At 56.7% G+C, this 12,771-nt stretch carries 11 protein-coding genes; 6 read left to right on the forward strand and 5 right to left on the reverse strand.

Annotated features, from left to right (window positions below; all coding sequences use genetic code 11):
* Positions 1-7: 7 nt before the first annotated feature.
* The 5 genes from ACR0K5_RS09465 (at position 8) to ACR0K5_RS09485 (ending at position 4,851) form a co-directional block, all read left to right on the forward strand.
* Positions 8-721 (forward strand): alpha/beta fold hydrolase, encoded by a 714-nt coding sequence (locus ACR0K5_RS09465; RefSeq protein WP_480629457.1) that lies wholly within the window; start codon positions 8-10, stop codon positions 719-721.
* A 100-nt stretch (positions 722-821) separates the two neighbouring features.
* Positions 822-2,021, forward strand: a complete 1,200-nt coding sequence (locus tag ACR0K5_RS09470) for a TCR/Tet family MFS transporter (protein WP_480629458.1) — start codon at positions 822-824, stop codon at positions 2,019-2,021.
* 82 nt (positions 2,022-2,103) lie between these two features.
* Positions 2,104-3,198, forward strand: coding sequence for a Zn-dependent alcohol dehydrogenase (locus ACR0K5_RS09475; protein ID WP_480629459.1), 1,095 nt, complete (start codon positions 2,104-2,106; stop codon positions 3,196-3,198).
* 19 nt (positions 3,199-3,217) lie between these two features.
* Positions 3,218-4,450, forward strand: coding sequence for a mandelate racemase/muconate lactonizing enzyme family protein (locus ACR0K5_RS09480; RefSeq protein ID WP_480629460.1), 1,233 nt, complete (start codon positions 3,218-3,220; stop codon positions 4,448-4,450).
* Between the two features lie 113 nt (positions 4,451-4,563).
* Entirely contained in the window at positions 4,564-4,851 is a 288-nt protein-coding gene (locus tag ACR0K5_RS09485) for an ArsR/SmtB family transcription factor (protein WP_480629461.1), read from the forward strand.
* Positions 4,852-4,854: 3 nt separating this feature from the next.
* Here the strand turns inward: ACR0K5_RS09485 and ACR0K5_RS09490 are convergent, their stop codons facing one another.
* Positions 4,855-7,851, reverse strand: a complete 2,997-nt coding sequence (locus ACR0K5_RS09490; RefSeq protein WP_480629790.1) for a cyclic nucleotide-binding domain-containing protein — start codon at positions 7,849-7,851, stop codon at positions 4,855-4,857.
* A 214-nt stretch (positions 7,852-8,065) separates the two neighbouring features.
* On the opposite strand from ACR0K5_RS09490, the gene ACR0K5_RS09495 reads away from it, so the two are divergent.
* Positions 8,066-8,458 (forward strand): DUF3307 domain-containing protein, encoded by a 393-nt coding sequence (locus ACR0K5_RS09495; RefSeq protein WP_480629462.1) that lies wholly within the window; start codon positions 8,066-8,068, stop codon positions 8,456-8,458.
* A 6-nt stretch (positions 8,459-8,464) separates the two neighbouring features.
* On the opposite strand, the gene ACR0K5_RS09500 is transcribed toward ACR0K5_RS09495, so the two are convergent.
* The 4 genes from ACR0K5_RS09500 to ACR0K5_RS09515 all read right to left on the reverse strand — a co-directional run bounded on the left by ACR0K5_RS09500 (position 8,465) and on the right by ACR0K5_RS09515 (position 12,770).
* Positions 8,465-8,713, reverse strand: coding sequence for a hypothetical protein (locus tag ACR0K5_RS09500; protein ID WP_480629463.1), 249 nt, complete (start codon positions 8,711-8,713; stop codon positions 8,465-8,467).
* 536 nt (positions 8,714-9,249) lie between these two features.
* The gene (locus ACR0K5_RS09505; RefSeq protein ID WP_480629464.1) at positions 9,250-10,554 is read right to left on the reverse strand and encodes an NAD(P)/FAD-dependent oxidoreductase; all 1,305 of its coding nucleotides are present in this window, start codon (positions 10,552-10,554) and stop codon (positions 9,250-9,252) included.
* A complete protein-coding gene (locus ACR0K5_RS09510; protein ID WP_480629465.1) occupies positions 10,551-11,225 on the reverse strand; it encodes a TetR/AcrR family transcriptional regulator in 675 nt (224 codons plus the stop codon). The genes ACR0K5_RS09505 and ACR0K5_RS09510 overlap by 4 nt, the downstream gene beginning before the upstream one ends.
* A complete protein-coding gene (locus tag ACR0K5_RS09515) occupies positions 11,226-12,770 on the reverse strand; it encodes a trimethylamine methyltransferase family protein (RefSeq protein WP_480629466.1) in 1,545 nt (514 codons plus the stop codon).
* Position 12,771 lies beyond the last annotated feature (1 nt).

Genomic DNA, 12,771 nt, shown 5'->3' on the forward strand with positions numbered 1-12,771 from the left:
AATGACTATGGCGTCCTTCCTATTGGTCCACGGTTCCTGCCACGGTGCCTGGTGCTGGCGCGACCTGATCCCCGCACTGGAAGCCTTGGGCCAAACCGCCCGCGCCATCGACATGCCCAGCCATGGCGCAGACCCCACACCAGTGGCAGAGGTCACGCTGGACAGTTGCCGAAATGCCATTTTGAATGCCTGCACGCCCGATACGATCGTTGTGGGCCACTCCTGGGCCGGATTTCCGATCAGCGCCGCCGCCGAGTCGCGACCGGATGCGATGCGCGCTCTGATTTACCTGAGTGCCTATGTCCCACGGGACGGTCTTTCGATGGCTGAAATGCGCAGGCGCGGGCCACATCAGACCATTGCTCACGCGGTAGAAAAATCCGCAGACGGCTTGTCGTACACCGTCTCAGTAGATGCCATCCCGCAGCTGTTTTATCACGATTGCCCGGACGATATCCTGCCATACGCTTATGCGCGCCTGTGTCCGCAAGCCATCCGCCCACAAGAAACACCGCTGCTGGTCGGTTCACGCTTTGCCAAAGTACCTAAGGCCTATATCCGAACAACCGACGACCACACGATCCCAACCGAGTACCAAGCGGACATGAGCGCCTGCATTCCCAAAGGTTTTCGACGCACAATCGACAGTTCCCATTCACCGTTTTTCTCTCATCCGCAGGAACTGGCTGAGCTTCTGGCCGAACTGGCGAACAAATTGTAGCAACCTGTCGCAACGACATGGGGCGGGAGGGCGAACTCTCTCTTCCCTCATTCATTGAGCATGCCTAGGGTGCCGCTCACAGTTCACTTGTTCAGGTCCTATGCGTCTTCCGTTTTTCTTTATCCTCTGCATCGTCATGATCGACGCCATGGGCATTGGCCTTGTGATGCCGATCATGCCGCAACTGATTGTCGAGGTTCAGGGAGGCACATTGGCCAATGCCGCGATCTGGGGCGGCGTGCTGAGTACCGCGTTTGCCGCGATGCAATTCGTCTTCGGACCCATACTGGGAAACCTGTCCGATGCTTATGGGCGCAGAACCGTATTGCTGGTGTCTTTGTTCGTTATGGCGTTGGACTACGTCGTCATGGCCGTGGCGGGCAGCATCTGGCTGTTGTTGGTTGGTCGCATCATCGGCGGCATCACGGCGGCAACCCATTCGACTGCGGCGGCTTTCATGGCGGATGTGTCCGACCCAAAAGACAAGGCCGCAAATTTCGGCCTTCTAGGGGCGGCTTTTGGTGTGGGATTCGTCCTGGGCCCCGTGATCGGAGGGTTGCTTAGCGAATATGGGACCCGTGCACCGTTCTGGGCTGCGGCAGGGTTGGCGGCACTGACCTTTTGCATCGGCTATTTCGTGATGCCCGAAACGGTCACTGACGAAAACCGGCGCGCTTTCAGTCTGCGGCGCGCAAACCCGGTGAATTCGCTTCGCGCCATTGCAGCATTGCCCGGAATCCGACCAATGCTGTGGGTCTATTTCCTGTATTCGGTTTCGATCTACGTGTATCCCGCAATCTGGTCTTACTTCACCACCGAGCGGTTCGGTTGGTCGCCACAGATGATCGGCCTGTCACTTGGTGTCTACGGCATTGGCATGGCCGTCGTACAGGGTGGACTGATCCGCCCTGCCATCCGCTTTCTGGGCGAGCGGGGCACGGTCATCAATGGAATGGTTTTTGAAATCATTAGTTTTGCCATTCTGGCCTTTCTGACCAACGGTCTGATCGCGCTGCTTCTCATCCCGATCACTGCCATCGGGGCCGTGATAACACCGGCCCTTCAGGCAATGATGTCAAAGGCCACGCCGGATTCGCAACAAGGAGAATTGCAGGGCGTCCTGACTGCATTGCATGCGCTTTCAATGGTGATCTCACCGCTGGTGATGACCAGCGTGTTCGCGCAGTTTATTCGACCCGACACTCCGCTCTACCTGCCTGGCGCACCCTTCCTGCTGGCACTTGTATTGATGCTGGCAGGATTCTTGTTGTTTCGCCGGTCCCGGCCTGTCGTGACGTAACAACGACACAAAAATGGCGGTTTCTGCCTTGCGAGCCGCCTTTTCCCGCGCCACCGTGAACTCAACGGGAGTGAGGGAAAACATGCAAAAAATCAAAGCCGCAGTGTGCCGGGCGTTTGGCGAGCCATTGGTGATCGAAGAGGTTCAGCTGGCACCTCCCGGTACAGGCGAAGTCGAGGTAACTCTGGACGCCGTAGCCATCTGCCATTCGGACATATCGTATGCCGAAGGAGCATGGGGCGGGTTCCTACCCTCCGTTTACGGGCACGAGGCCGCAGGCGTGATCAGCGCGGTCGGAGAGGCCGCAGGAGATTTCAAAGTCGGCGACCCTGTGGTTGTTACTCTGATCCGCGCCTGCGGAACCTGCCCAAGCTGCGCGGGCGGACGGCCGACAATTTGCGAAACACCGTACGATACGGTCAAAGGCCCGTTGAAAACCGGCGACGGGGACGCACTTGAACAGGCCATGGCTTGCGGCGCCTTTGCAGAAAAGGTCGTGGTGAGCCACCGTCAGATCGTCAAAATCCCCGACAGCCTTCCCAAAGAACTGGCCAGCCTGCTGTCCTGCGGCGTGATCACCGGGGTCGGTGCTGCGGTGAACGCGGCAGGCCTGCGCCCCGGTCAGGACGTAGTGGTCATCGGCGCGGGTGGAGTTGGCCTGAACGCCATTCAGGGCGCGCGGATTGCAGGCGCGCGACGGATCGTGGCCGTGGATATGACCGAAGAAAAGCTTGAGATTGCCAAGGAATTCGGCGCGACCCACGGTGTGTTGGCCAGCTTAGACCAGCCGTGGAAAGCAGCCTACAAGGCGCTTGGCGGGCGCGGCGCTGATGCGGTATTGATCACGGTCGGGGCGATCCCCGCCTATGACCAGGCCCCGCGCTATCTCGGCCGTGGCGGAAAAGCGATCATGATCGGGATGCCACACTCGGGTGACATGGCAAGTTATGAACCCGTTGTTCTGGCGGCCCTTGGTCAAGGCGTTGTTGGGTCGAAAATGGGCGATGTGGTTATCCAGCGCGATATTCCGTGGATGGTAGACCTGTATGAGCAGGGGCGGCTGAAGCTGGATGAGCTAATCTCGGGCCGTTGGTCTTTGGACCAGATCAACGAGGCCATCGCTGACACCAAAACCGGATCGGCCAAACGCAACGTGATCCTGTTCGACAGGACCTGACCCGCCGAAAGGATTTGGGATGAAACTGCAGGATCTTGACATCATTGTCACTGCCCCGCCCGCCCCGGGTTGGGGCGGGCGCTACTGGATACTTGTCAAAGTGACGACAGATACCGGCATCATCGGCTGGGGTGAATGCTATGCTTCGTCGGTGGGCCCCGAGGCGATGCGCCAGGTCATTCAGGATGTGTTCGAACGGCACATGCTGGGCGAGAATCCCGAAAACATCGAACTTATGTTCCGCCGCGCCTATTCCAGCGGCTTCACCCAGCGCCCGGATCTGACGGTGATGGGGGCATTCTCGGGGTTGGAGATTGCCTGCTGGGACATTCTGGGCAAGGATCGCGATCGCCCCGTCTATGCTCTGCTGGGCGGCAAGATGAATGAACGTATCCGGGCCTATACTTACCTTTATCCCCTGCCCCAGCATAACCTGACGGAATTCTGGACGTCTCCCGAGCAGGCGGGTGAGACGGCCGCTGAAATGGTGCGCCGTGGTTATACCGCCGTGAAATTCGATCCGGCAGGTCCTTATACGATCCGTGGTGGCCATATGCCTGCGATGAGCGACATTTCGATGTCCGTCGCTTTCTGCAAGGCGATCCGTGAGGCTGTTGGGGACAAGGCCGATCTGCTGTTCGGCACGCATGGCCAGTTCAACACAGCCGGGGCAATCCGGCTGGGACAGGCGTTGGAACCATACCAACCTCTCTGGTTCGAAGAGCCTACGCCGCCTGACAATGTCGAAGATATGGCCCGAGTCGCCCGCAATGTACGTATTCCGGTAGCCACCGGAGAACGGATGACCACCAAGGTTGAGTTCGGAGCTGTCCTACGTGCCGGAGCCGCCGAAATCCTGCAACCGGCCCTGGGCCGTGCTGGTGGAATATGGGAGATGAAGAAAGTCGCAGCCATTGCCGAGATCTTCAACGCTCAGATGGCACCGCATCTTTATGCCGGCCCGGTGGAATGGGCCGCCAATATCCATCTGGCGGCTTCAATTCCAAACCTTCTGCTTCTGGAAACCATCGAAACTCCGTTCCACGACCAACTGATCAAGGGGGCAATCCGTATCGAGGATGGGTTCGTTACTGCGCCGACGGCCCCGGGCCTTGGGATCGATGTCGACGAAGACCTGGCCCGCGCGAATCCTTACGAAGGAAATGGGCTGCATCTGCAAATGCAGGAATCCCCGTGCGATTACGTCGACGGTAACGCTTTTCAAGGGGGCGCCCCCGCCACCGAGGGGTGACAACACCAGTGGCTTTGATGCATATTGGCATCACAAAAACGCAGTACAACGGTCAGCAAGTGGCACTCAAAGAAACCGATTCTCAGGCACACAACACAGACACACCGTCGGACATGAAAGATAACGCTGCCCGCGCGGCTGCGTTTCTTAAAACGCTGGCGCATGAAGGGCGCCTGATGATCTTGTGCCATCTCGGTAGCGGCGAAAAATCTGTTGGCCAGCTTGAAGAATTACTTCAGTTACGACAGGCCGCAGTCAGCCAGATGCTGGCCCGCCTGCGCGAGGAAAAACTGGTCTCGACGCGCAGGGAAGGCAAAACGATCTATTATTCATTGCGCGACGGAAACGCGGAGCAGGTGATCGGACTGCTCTATGATCTGTTCTGCAACCAAGACTGCTGAACGCTAGTTGGACACATAACCGGCAATAACCTGCAACAGCTTGAATGCGGTTGCAGCGTCGTTTTCGACCACGGCAAGGAATTCTTCCTCTCCGATCCGCAGGCAGGACAACTGTGTTTCAGCCACCATACTCAATGCGCGAGGTTCTTTTCGGATCAGGCCTAACTCTCCAACCAAAGCACCAGGCCCAACTTTGGTGATCAATTGATCCGGCCCCTGTATTTGCGGCAGGTACAGACCGGCTTCGCCGTCTAAGACCACATAAGCACCGTCGGTGGGCTGGTCATCTTTCAAGAACACGATCTGCCCCGGTTCAGCATCAAACCAGCGTGCACCGAAAGCCAGCAGTCGCAGCTGCCGACGGTCCAGACCCGAAAACAAAGGTGTCTGTTCCAAAGCGCGCAGTTTCCGCGCCAAGTCTGCCGAAGCTGCGCTGTCTTCCTCCACGTCCACGGGCCCTCCGTCCGAGACCACACGACCTTGCCTGATTTCCACGAACATGTCGAATGCACCGGGGTTTTCGAACTGATCATTCAGATAAATGACGGTGGTTTCCGGCAGCAGTTCACGCAGCCTTTTAAAGACCGCCACCTGCGTTTTCATGTCGTAGCTGGCCAGAGCATTTTCCAGGATCAGGATGTCCGGCTTCTTGATCGCCGCACGGGTAAAGGCCAATGGTTCGGCAAATACTGCGGGAAGGTTCTGTCCGCCCAGAGCAACCGGAACATCATAGATCAACTCAGTGACCAACGGGCGGGCGCCGTTTTCTGCAAGCACATCGACAATCAGTTTGCGGGCCTCATCCGAACGGGCACCGCCAATCTGGCTGACTTTTCCGAACAGCGCATTCTCCATAACCGTCAAACCAGGTGCATAGACATCTGGATCCAACGGAACGAACACATCCTTCAGACGCTCCATCAGCTTCTCGGAGTGGCTGTGCCGCAGTTCGAGAATTCGATCTTTCAGCTCATCCGTGAACGCAGGTCCGATCTGTTCGGCAGAGATCACAAAGGGTACGGCCAGCATGTTGGCCAGCTGTTCGTCGTTCAGCCCCACCGAGCCTTCCTTGCGGGTCTGTTCTACCAGGTCCACCGCGGCTTCATAGGTCTTTGCATCAAGACCGAGCTTGCGGAACAAGGGGTGGTCCGTTCCATCAATCCCGAAAATCTGCCGCAGCATTTCGATCACATCACGGGTCAACGCGATCAATGTCTCGTCCAGCCCTAATTCGCGCAACTGCCCAAGAAAAACCCTTTGTTGGGCAAGCAAAGCTTGTGTCACAGGAACACACGGCGTTGCAAAAAGCAGGTTTTCAGCAACGGGCAGGGCTGCATTATACGCATTCCGATCAAAGACCAGCGCCTGTTGTTCGAGCCCCGCATTATGAACGGCGCGCTGCACAAGCGGGCGTAATTCGATCAGCTTATTGGCCAACTCACAATGCTCAACCGCATCGAATCTTTGTTCGGCACCTCGTTGGAACAGTGCTGCGCCCGACCCCATTCCATCAATTAGCTGCAACCACCATGCACGCAGTTCTGTCGCGTCCTGAAACCCGGCCAGAGACGGATCAAGCCATTCTGTCTTGAACGGATCGGCGCTGTTTCCTGCTCTTAGGGTTTCAGGGAAATCCGGATCGTCTGCAGTGTCAGCCAGCGGTTTGAACCGCATCGGCATCATTACGTTGTCGCCCAGTGTGCCCTGAAACATGACGGGACGCGATGTGGCATACCCGATACGCGCAGCGACAACCCCCTGATGCAGCTCTGCCAGCTTCAGATCACCGATCCGAACCTGACCCGCGCTGGGAAGAATTTCCCGTGTCAGCAACTCGCCAATGGCGCGTCGATCTTCCTCGCTGGGTGCGGCGATGCCAATTGTTTTTCCTGCGGGAAAGCTCAGGTTCAAATCGTCCAGCACCTGATTGCCATCCATGTCACGCACCGAAACGTGATCCAGAACGATATTGCCGTTCAGATGCGGTCGCTCGGCAGGGTCCCCTTCAAACAAGGCTTCGTCCTGCATTCCGGCCGGAGCAAAACGGTCGATGACCACGTCCCAGCGCAGCGACATGTCCTGAGTCTGGTTGTAGTAAGTCAACAGCTCTTTCCACGGTGAGCTGAGATCCTTGTACGCGGCCAAAGCAGCGACCAACGCCCCCAGCGAGACCGAGCCCTGCAACACCAAAAGACCACCAATCAGATAGAACATGAACGGTGTCAGCTGCGAGATGAAGTTGTTTATGAACTTCATAAAGAACTTCTTTTGATAGATCTCAAACCGGATACCGAACAGGCGACCCAACTGGTCAGAGATCATCGACCGGCGATAGCGCCAGCCGCCATTGGTTCGCAAAGTGGACGCGCCCGCCGCGTTCTCACCGATCTGCGCAGCGAGAATCCGCACCTCCTGAATGCGTTTTTTGTTCAGCAGGTTGATCTGACGCTGCAGCTTGGGGATCAACCAGGCTTGCAACGGAATGAGGGCTACGGCTGCCAGCCCAAACCAGACGCTTTGCAAAAACAGAAAGGAAAGAATGGTGATCATTTGCCCGGCCTGAAGTACCGGCTGGCTGATCGCGTCACCCATCAAGCCGCCCATCGGCTCGCTTTCGGCGGTGATCATTGACACCATCTCACCCTGGCTGACACGCTCGAAATAGGGTTGAGGAAAGCGCAAAGCCCGGCTGATCAACTGATAGCGAAAGCGCCGCAGCATCCGTTCGCTCAACACCCCTTTCATGGTGTTGATGCGCATCTTCATCAAACCGTGGCCCAATACAGCTGTCAGAAACGCAAAGCACAGAATGATCAGAAAATTTGTCTGGGACATGGTGTAGCCCCAGACCGTCACCTCGGTGGTAGTTGACCCGATCGCATCGTTGATGATGCGTTTTGGCAACTCCAGTGTGAGGTACAGCAACGGAAACAGAGTCGCCGTCACGGCCAGCAGGATCAGCTGGTCGCGCTTGGAGTATTTCCAGATAAAGCGGAAAATTGTGCGTTCTATGGAACCTGCCCCTGCTGCTGACCGACGGCGCGGATTGGATGGTAGCCATTCAAATTCAACAGCATGAAACTATCGCTATCCAGCCAAAATATGCAATTTTTTTTCCATTTGAAAAAAATCTTAGTTTTATGTGAACTAGTTCATTTACGCGCGCGTGCTTTATTGCCTAAGGTTGTCTTGGAACGATATCGGGAGGGTTCTTTTGGCTGCCAGTTTTGGCGCAGTGTTTCTTATGCTTTGTCTTTTGCTGATCAAGCATATGTTCGCTGACTACTACCTCCAGACACCGAAGATGCTTTCCGGTCGAGGCGAGTATTTTCATTTAGGACGCGCGCAACATGCCGCTGTGCATGTTGTGGGCACTGTCGTTGTTTTTCTGGGATTCAGCGCGCCACTGTCCTTTATTCTGATCGTCGCGGCGCTGGAATGGATCATCCATTTCAACATCGATTTCGTCAAAGCCCGTTATTCAGACAAAATGCGGCTTGAGCCGACGCAAGCCGCATTCTGGCGTGCGGCGGGATTGGATCAGTTGATGCACAACCTGACATATGTGGCGATGGTTTGGGCCTGGGTAACCTTCGCGGCCGCTTGACCGGTGCTAGGTTGCATTGTCTGTTACACCAACCCGATCGGCCGACAACCACATCCGATCCAAAGCGTCGATCTCATCAGGATCGAACCGGTGCTCGACTTCCCAAGACCGACTCGACGCAACATTGTAACCAAGGTCGGTTTCAATACGCCTCGCGGTATACATGACAGTAACATCAGGAAGCGGTGCGGCAGTCAGGTCCGATTTGCTGGCGTATGCAAAGACCAGCAGACTTGGCCCACTGGACAAACGCACGGTTCTGCATCCCTGAGTGCCTGCGAAAAACCCAGTCGCGTGGATTTCAGTTCAAGCGGGCGCAATGTCACAACATCTCGTAACGGGTCCGCGACCTCATTTCTGTAAAAATGCGTCCGTCTTGAACCTGGATACATCATGTCGCAGCCAAAAAACGCCAGAACATCCGGCTTTAGGGCTGACAACGCCCGATAATCAGCCGTGAAAGCCATTGTTCCGCCGGCATAGATGAACCTACCGAAGTCGTTCTGTCGTGGGACGTATTCGTCAGCCGTGACTACGTGTTGAGTGCCTAAGATTTTCGCGGGGCGAGGCTCTGTTGGGAAATCTTCAGGAAGGACCAGGTAATCCCAATCATCGCGGATGCGCCATGCGTTGTTGATGGCAACGATATGTGTGAAGGGTGCGCGACCACGTCTTCGCTGCCATCGCCGAAGGGGCGCTGCCAGGGATCAGTACACTGGTCATTCGATCAGCCATAGTGGGGCCACCCTTGTCGCCAGCCCCACGCGACATAGACCGATTGCGTAACGCGGCTAGCCCAGAACCGAGAAACTGCTTTCTTCATTGATCGGGCGCTTGCGCGAGTAGAAACCCACGTCGATTGTCCGCTTGATGTAGGGCAGTTCAAACTTCAGAGGCTTGGCATCGTGATCGGCTCCATCCTCACAATACGCGATGAGCGCGGCCATCATCTTTCCTGCAATTGGTGCATTTTTGTACTGGTTCCCGCTGGAACCGCAGGCCATGTAAAACCCCGGCAGGCTGGATTTATCATAAATCGGAATCCAGTCTGTCGATGCATCATAGAGGTCAACCACGCCCCGCGTTTTCGATGGGATACCAAGGCTGGGCACGCGCTGCGCATACCGCATGGCCTGTGTCGTCCATTGGTCCGTGAATTCGCGATTGTAATTCACATCGTCCTCGCACCACTGATGTGGATCACATTCCGGGTCTTCCGATCCTACCAGGATGTGGTTCCCGTGTTCCGGGCGGCAGTAACAGGCGATGTCGCTATCCGAGACAATGGTCCCGTCATTTTCAAAGTCGAATCCTTCCGGCGCTGGAACATGTACGACCTCTTGCCGCAAAGGCCGGGTTTTAATGGTCATATCATCCAGAACTCCCGCCATCTCATTGATGATAGCCGAACCGGGCCCGGCCACATTGACCACAACCTTTGCATGGATTTCCTCACCCGAAGCCAGTTTCACGCCTGAAACGCGACCGCCCTCGGTCAGGATTTCCGTGACTTCTGCGCCAGTGCGCACTTCGGCCCCATGTTGCTTTGCCGCATCCATCAGGTTCTGAGCCGACAAAGCGGGGTCTGTGACATATCCCGCCTGAGGCCAATATACCCCGCCCGTCATCTTGCGCCCATTGGGCTGGCCGAATTCCGGGTCATCCATGCGACGCGCCGGGGCAAAGCTGTCCAGCGAATAGACCGGCAAGCGTTCAACCACCTTTTCGCCTGACCATTCTTCGAATGGACAATCCAAATCGGACGAATTTCTCATGTGTTTTTCCAGCATCCCGTTCGCCTCGGTCTTCATGACGAGGCAACCGGTTTCGCGGAATTGAGCAAGGTCAGCCTCTTCCGGCAAGCCAAGATACTCAGCCCAGTCGCGCCAGTAGTGGTAGCCTTCCCAGGCAAACGCCGTTCCATCGAAGGTGGAATAGTGCATCCGAATAATCGCGCATGACCCGGCGGTTGACCCGTGCCCGACCTGAGAGTTCCGATCCAGTGACAGGGTTTTCCAACCCGCCTTTGACATCTCAAACGCGATAGCCGCGCCGATCACGCCGGTGCCAATGATGATTGCGTCTGGTTGGCTCATGTCGCCTCTCCTTTCCAAAAGCGCAGGGAATACGCGCTGAATTCTTCAACTTCTTCGTGTTTCGGCTCGACGCCCGTAAAGGCGTAGAGGTAATGCGGCACCATCGAGATCCGCATCTCAATGGGTTCGTTCAGTTGCGCCAGATCATAGCCAATCTGCATGTAATACAGCACGCGTGCCCGGGTTTCCGCTTCGATCTCGGAATAGCCATAGCGGGTGAACATGGCGTGCAGCGCTTCAAGCCTTCGCGCGTCCGACTGGTCCAGCGCACGCCTTACCTTGCCTGATTTGCGCGCCCAGTCGCGCACGGCGAAGTCCAGTGCGGTATCGAATAAATCGGTGTTCACCACGCAACGATGCACGTTACAGACAGCCGCCGTGATCGTCTTTGCATGCGCTTCAGCCTGCGCAATCAAAGCAGCCGTGTTGGTCGCCTGCCAGCGGGCCAGCAGCGCATCCAGCAACTCCTGCCGCGATTTGAAGTACCAGTAGAAGGACGAGCGTGAAACGGCCATCCGTTCGGCCAGGTTCAAAACCTTAATCTGGTCCACACCGTCCGAAATCAGCACATCCATCGCCACATTCAGCCAGTCGTCCCGTGTGACTTTGATGTTGCCGATCAGCGGTTCAGCCTCGGGATCATCGCGATGAAGGATAGGTTTCGTGTTCATTCAACTCTCCGGCGGCGCACCGCCTTCGGCGGTACGACGTGCAATGAAGTCATGTAGGTCGCCTACCCGATCAATGTCGATGGTGGGCGCTTTGAAGTCATTGAGAACCCCCTTCCAAACATCTGTTGCCCGATGGCTTGTGTCCACCGACCCACGCTCGGTCCAGGTGCCGAAGTTGGCGTAATCATGGACATGCGGTTGATAGAACTCGGTGTTGTAGCGCTCCATTGTCTGGCTTGAGGCAAAGAAGTGACCGCTTGGTTCAACCTCACGCAATGCAGTATCAAACCCAATCTCGGACATACCCGCCTGTGCGCCCGCGCAAAGTTCGGCGACCATGTTCAGCACTTCTGCATCGCAAACCAGCTTCTCAAACGACACGGTCAACCCTCCCTCCAGCCAGCCAGCGGAGTGGATGATCACCGTTGCCCCGGCCATCAGGCATCCCCAAAGGCCAAACTGGTTCTCGTTTGCAGCCTGTACATCGTTGATGTTCGACGCTGATCCGGCAGCCGAGCGCCAGGGCAAACCAAGATGCCGCGCCAATTGGCCTGCAGCCAGTGAGGCCTGAAAATGGGAAGGGGTCCCAAAGGCTGGTGCGCCGGACTTCATGTCCACGTTGCTGGTGAACGTTCCATAGCAGACCGGGGCACCTGGATTAACTAGTTGCGTCAGGGTCAGCGCTGCAAGTGCCTCGGCATGAGACAAGGTAATCGCCCCGGCGACCGTGATCGGAGCCATTGCCCCCATCAACGTGAATGGCGTTATGATCGACATCTGGCCGTGCCGCGCAAAATCGATCAACCCCTGCGCCATCGGAATATCCAATGTGCGCGGGCTGTTGGTGTTGATAATTGTATAGCAATGCGCATTGCCCCGGAGCGCCTCATCCGAGAGGCCACGCGCTGTGGACAGCATCTCGAAGCAATCCATCACCTGCGGTGTTCCGCGCGAAAAAAAGAACGGGAACTTGTCGGTCAGTTCCATCTGCGCTTGAGTCGTAAAGTAATGACGCAGATGAGTCGGTACATCCTGAGGCTCAACCTGGGGCGAGATCATTTGGAATACGTCGAAATGATGCGTGAGCTTCAGGAATTCCAGATAATCCTGACCCGTCGCCGGGCGACGGCCACGTTCAAGATCGGTTGCGTTAGGGGCGCCAGCTCCGGGCTGGAACACCAGCGAGCCCAATTCCAGAGTGAAATCGCGACGCCGTGCACCGGCGCGACAGGCGATGGATTTAGGCGCTGAAGCGACGGCGGCCTCAGCCATCTCGCGGCCGATAAAGACCATTTCACTGTCTTCATCTACCCGAGCGCCGCCCTGTTTGAACAGTTTTCGCGCTTCGGGTAGCAGGGTTTTTATGCCCAACTCTTCCAATGTCCGCAGCGCGGTCTTATGCATGTCCGCGATTTGATCGGCTGGGAACACTTCCATCAATGGGAAAGGATTCCTGAGCTGGCGATAGTTCACATCGCGGCTGGGTTGCGGGGTGGCCTCAGCCCCGCGCCCCCGCCGTCGACGTCCTCGCTCCTGTGTCGTCATC

This window comes from Ruegeria sp. AB9, assembly GCF_056542585.1.

Excerpts from the sequence above, each read along its gene's own strand:
- ACR0K5_RS09465 (WP_480629457.1), top strand. The coding sequence starts at position 8 with ATGGCGTCCTTCCTATTGGTCCACGGTTCCTGCCACGGTGCCTGGTGC.
- ACR0K5_RS09470 (WP_480629458.1), top strand. The coding sequence starts at position 822 with ATGCGTCTTCCGTTTTTCTTTATCCTCTGCATCGTCATGATCGACGCC.
- ACR0K5_RS09475 (WP_480629459.1), top strand. The coding sequence starts at position 2,104 with ATGCAAAAAATCAAAGCCGCAGTGTGCCGGGCGTTTGGCGAGCCATTG.
- ACR0K5_RS09480 (WP_480629460.1), top strand. The coding sequence starts at position 3,218 with ATGAAACTGCAGGATCTTGACATCATTGTCACTGCCCCGCCCGCCCCG.
- ACR0K5_RS09485 (WP_480629461.1), top strand. The coding sequence starts at position 4,564 with ATGAAAGATAACGCTGCCCGCGCGGCTGCGTTTCTTAAAACGCTGGCG.
- ACR0K5_RS09505 (WP_480629464.1), bottom strand. The coding sequence starts at position 10,554 with ATGAGCCAACCAGACGCAATCATCATTGGCACCGGCGTGATCGGCGCG.
- ACR0K5_RS09510 (WP_480629465.1), bottom strand. The coding sequence starts at position 11,225 with ATGAACACGAAACCTATCCTTCATCGCGATGATCCCGAGGCTGAACCG.
- ACR0K5_RS09515 (WP_480629466.1), bottom strand. The coding sequence starts at position 12,770 with ATGACGACACAGGAGCGAGGACGTCGACGGCGGGGGCGCGGGGCTGAG.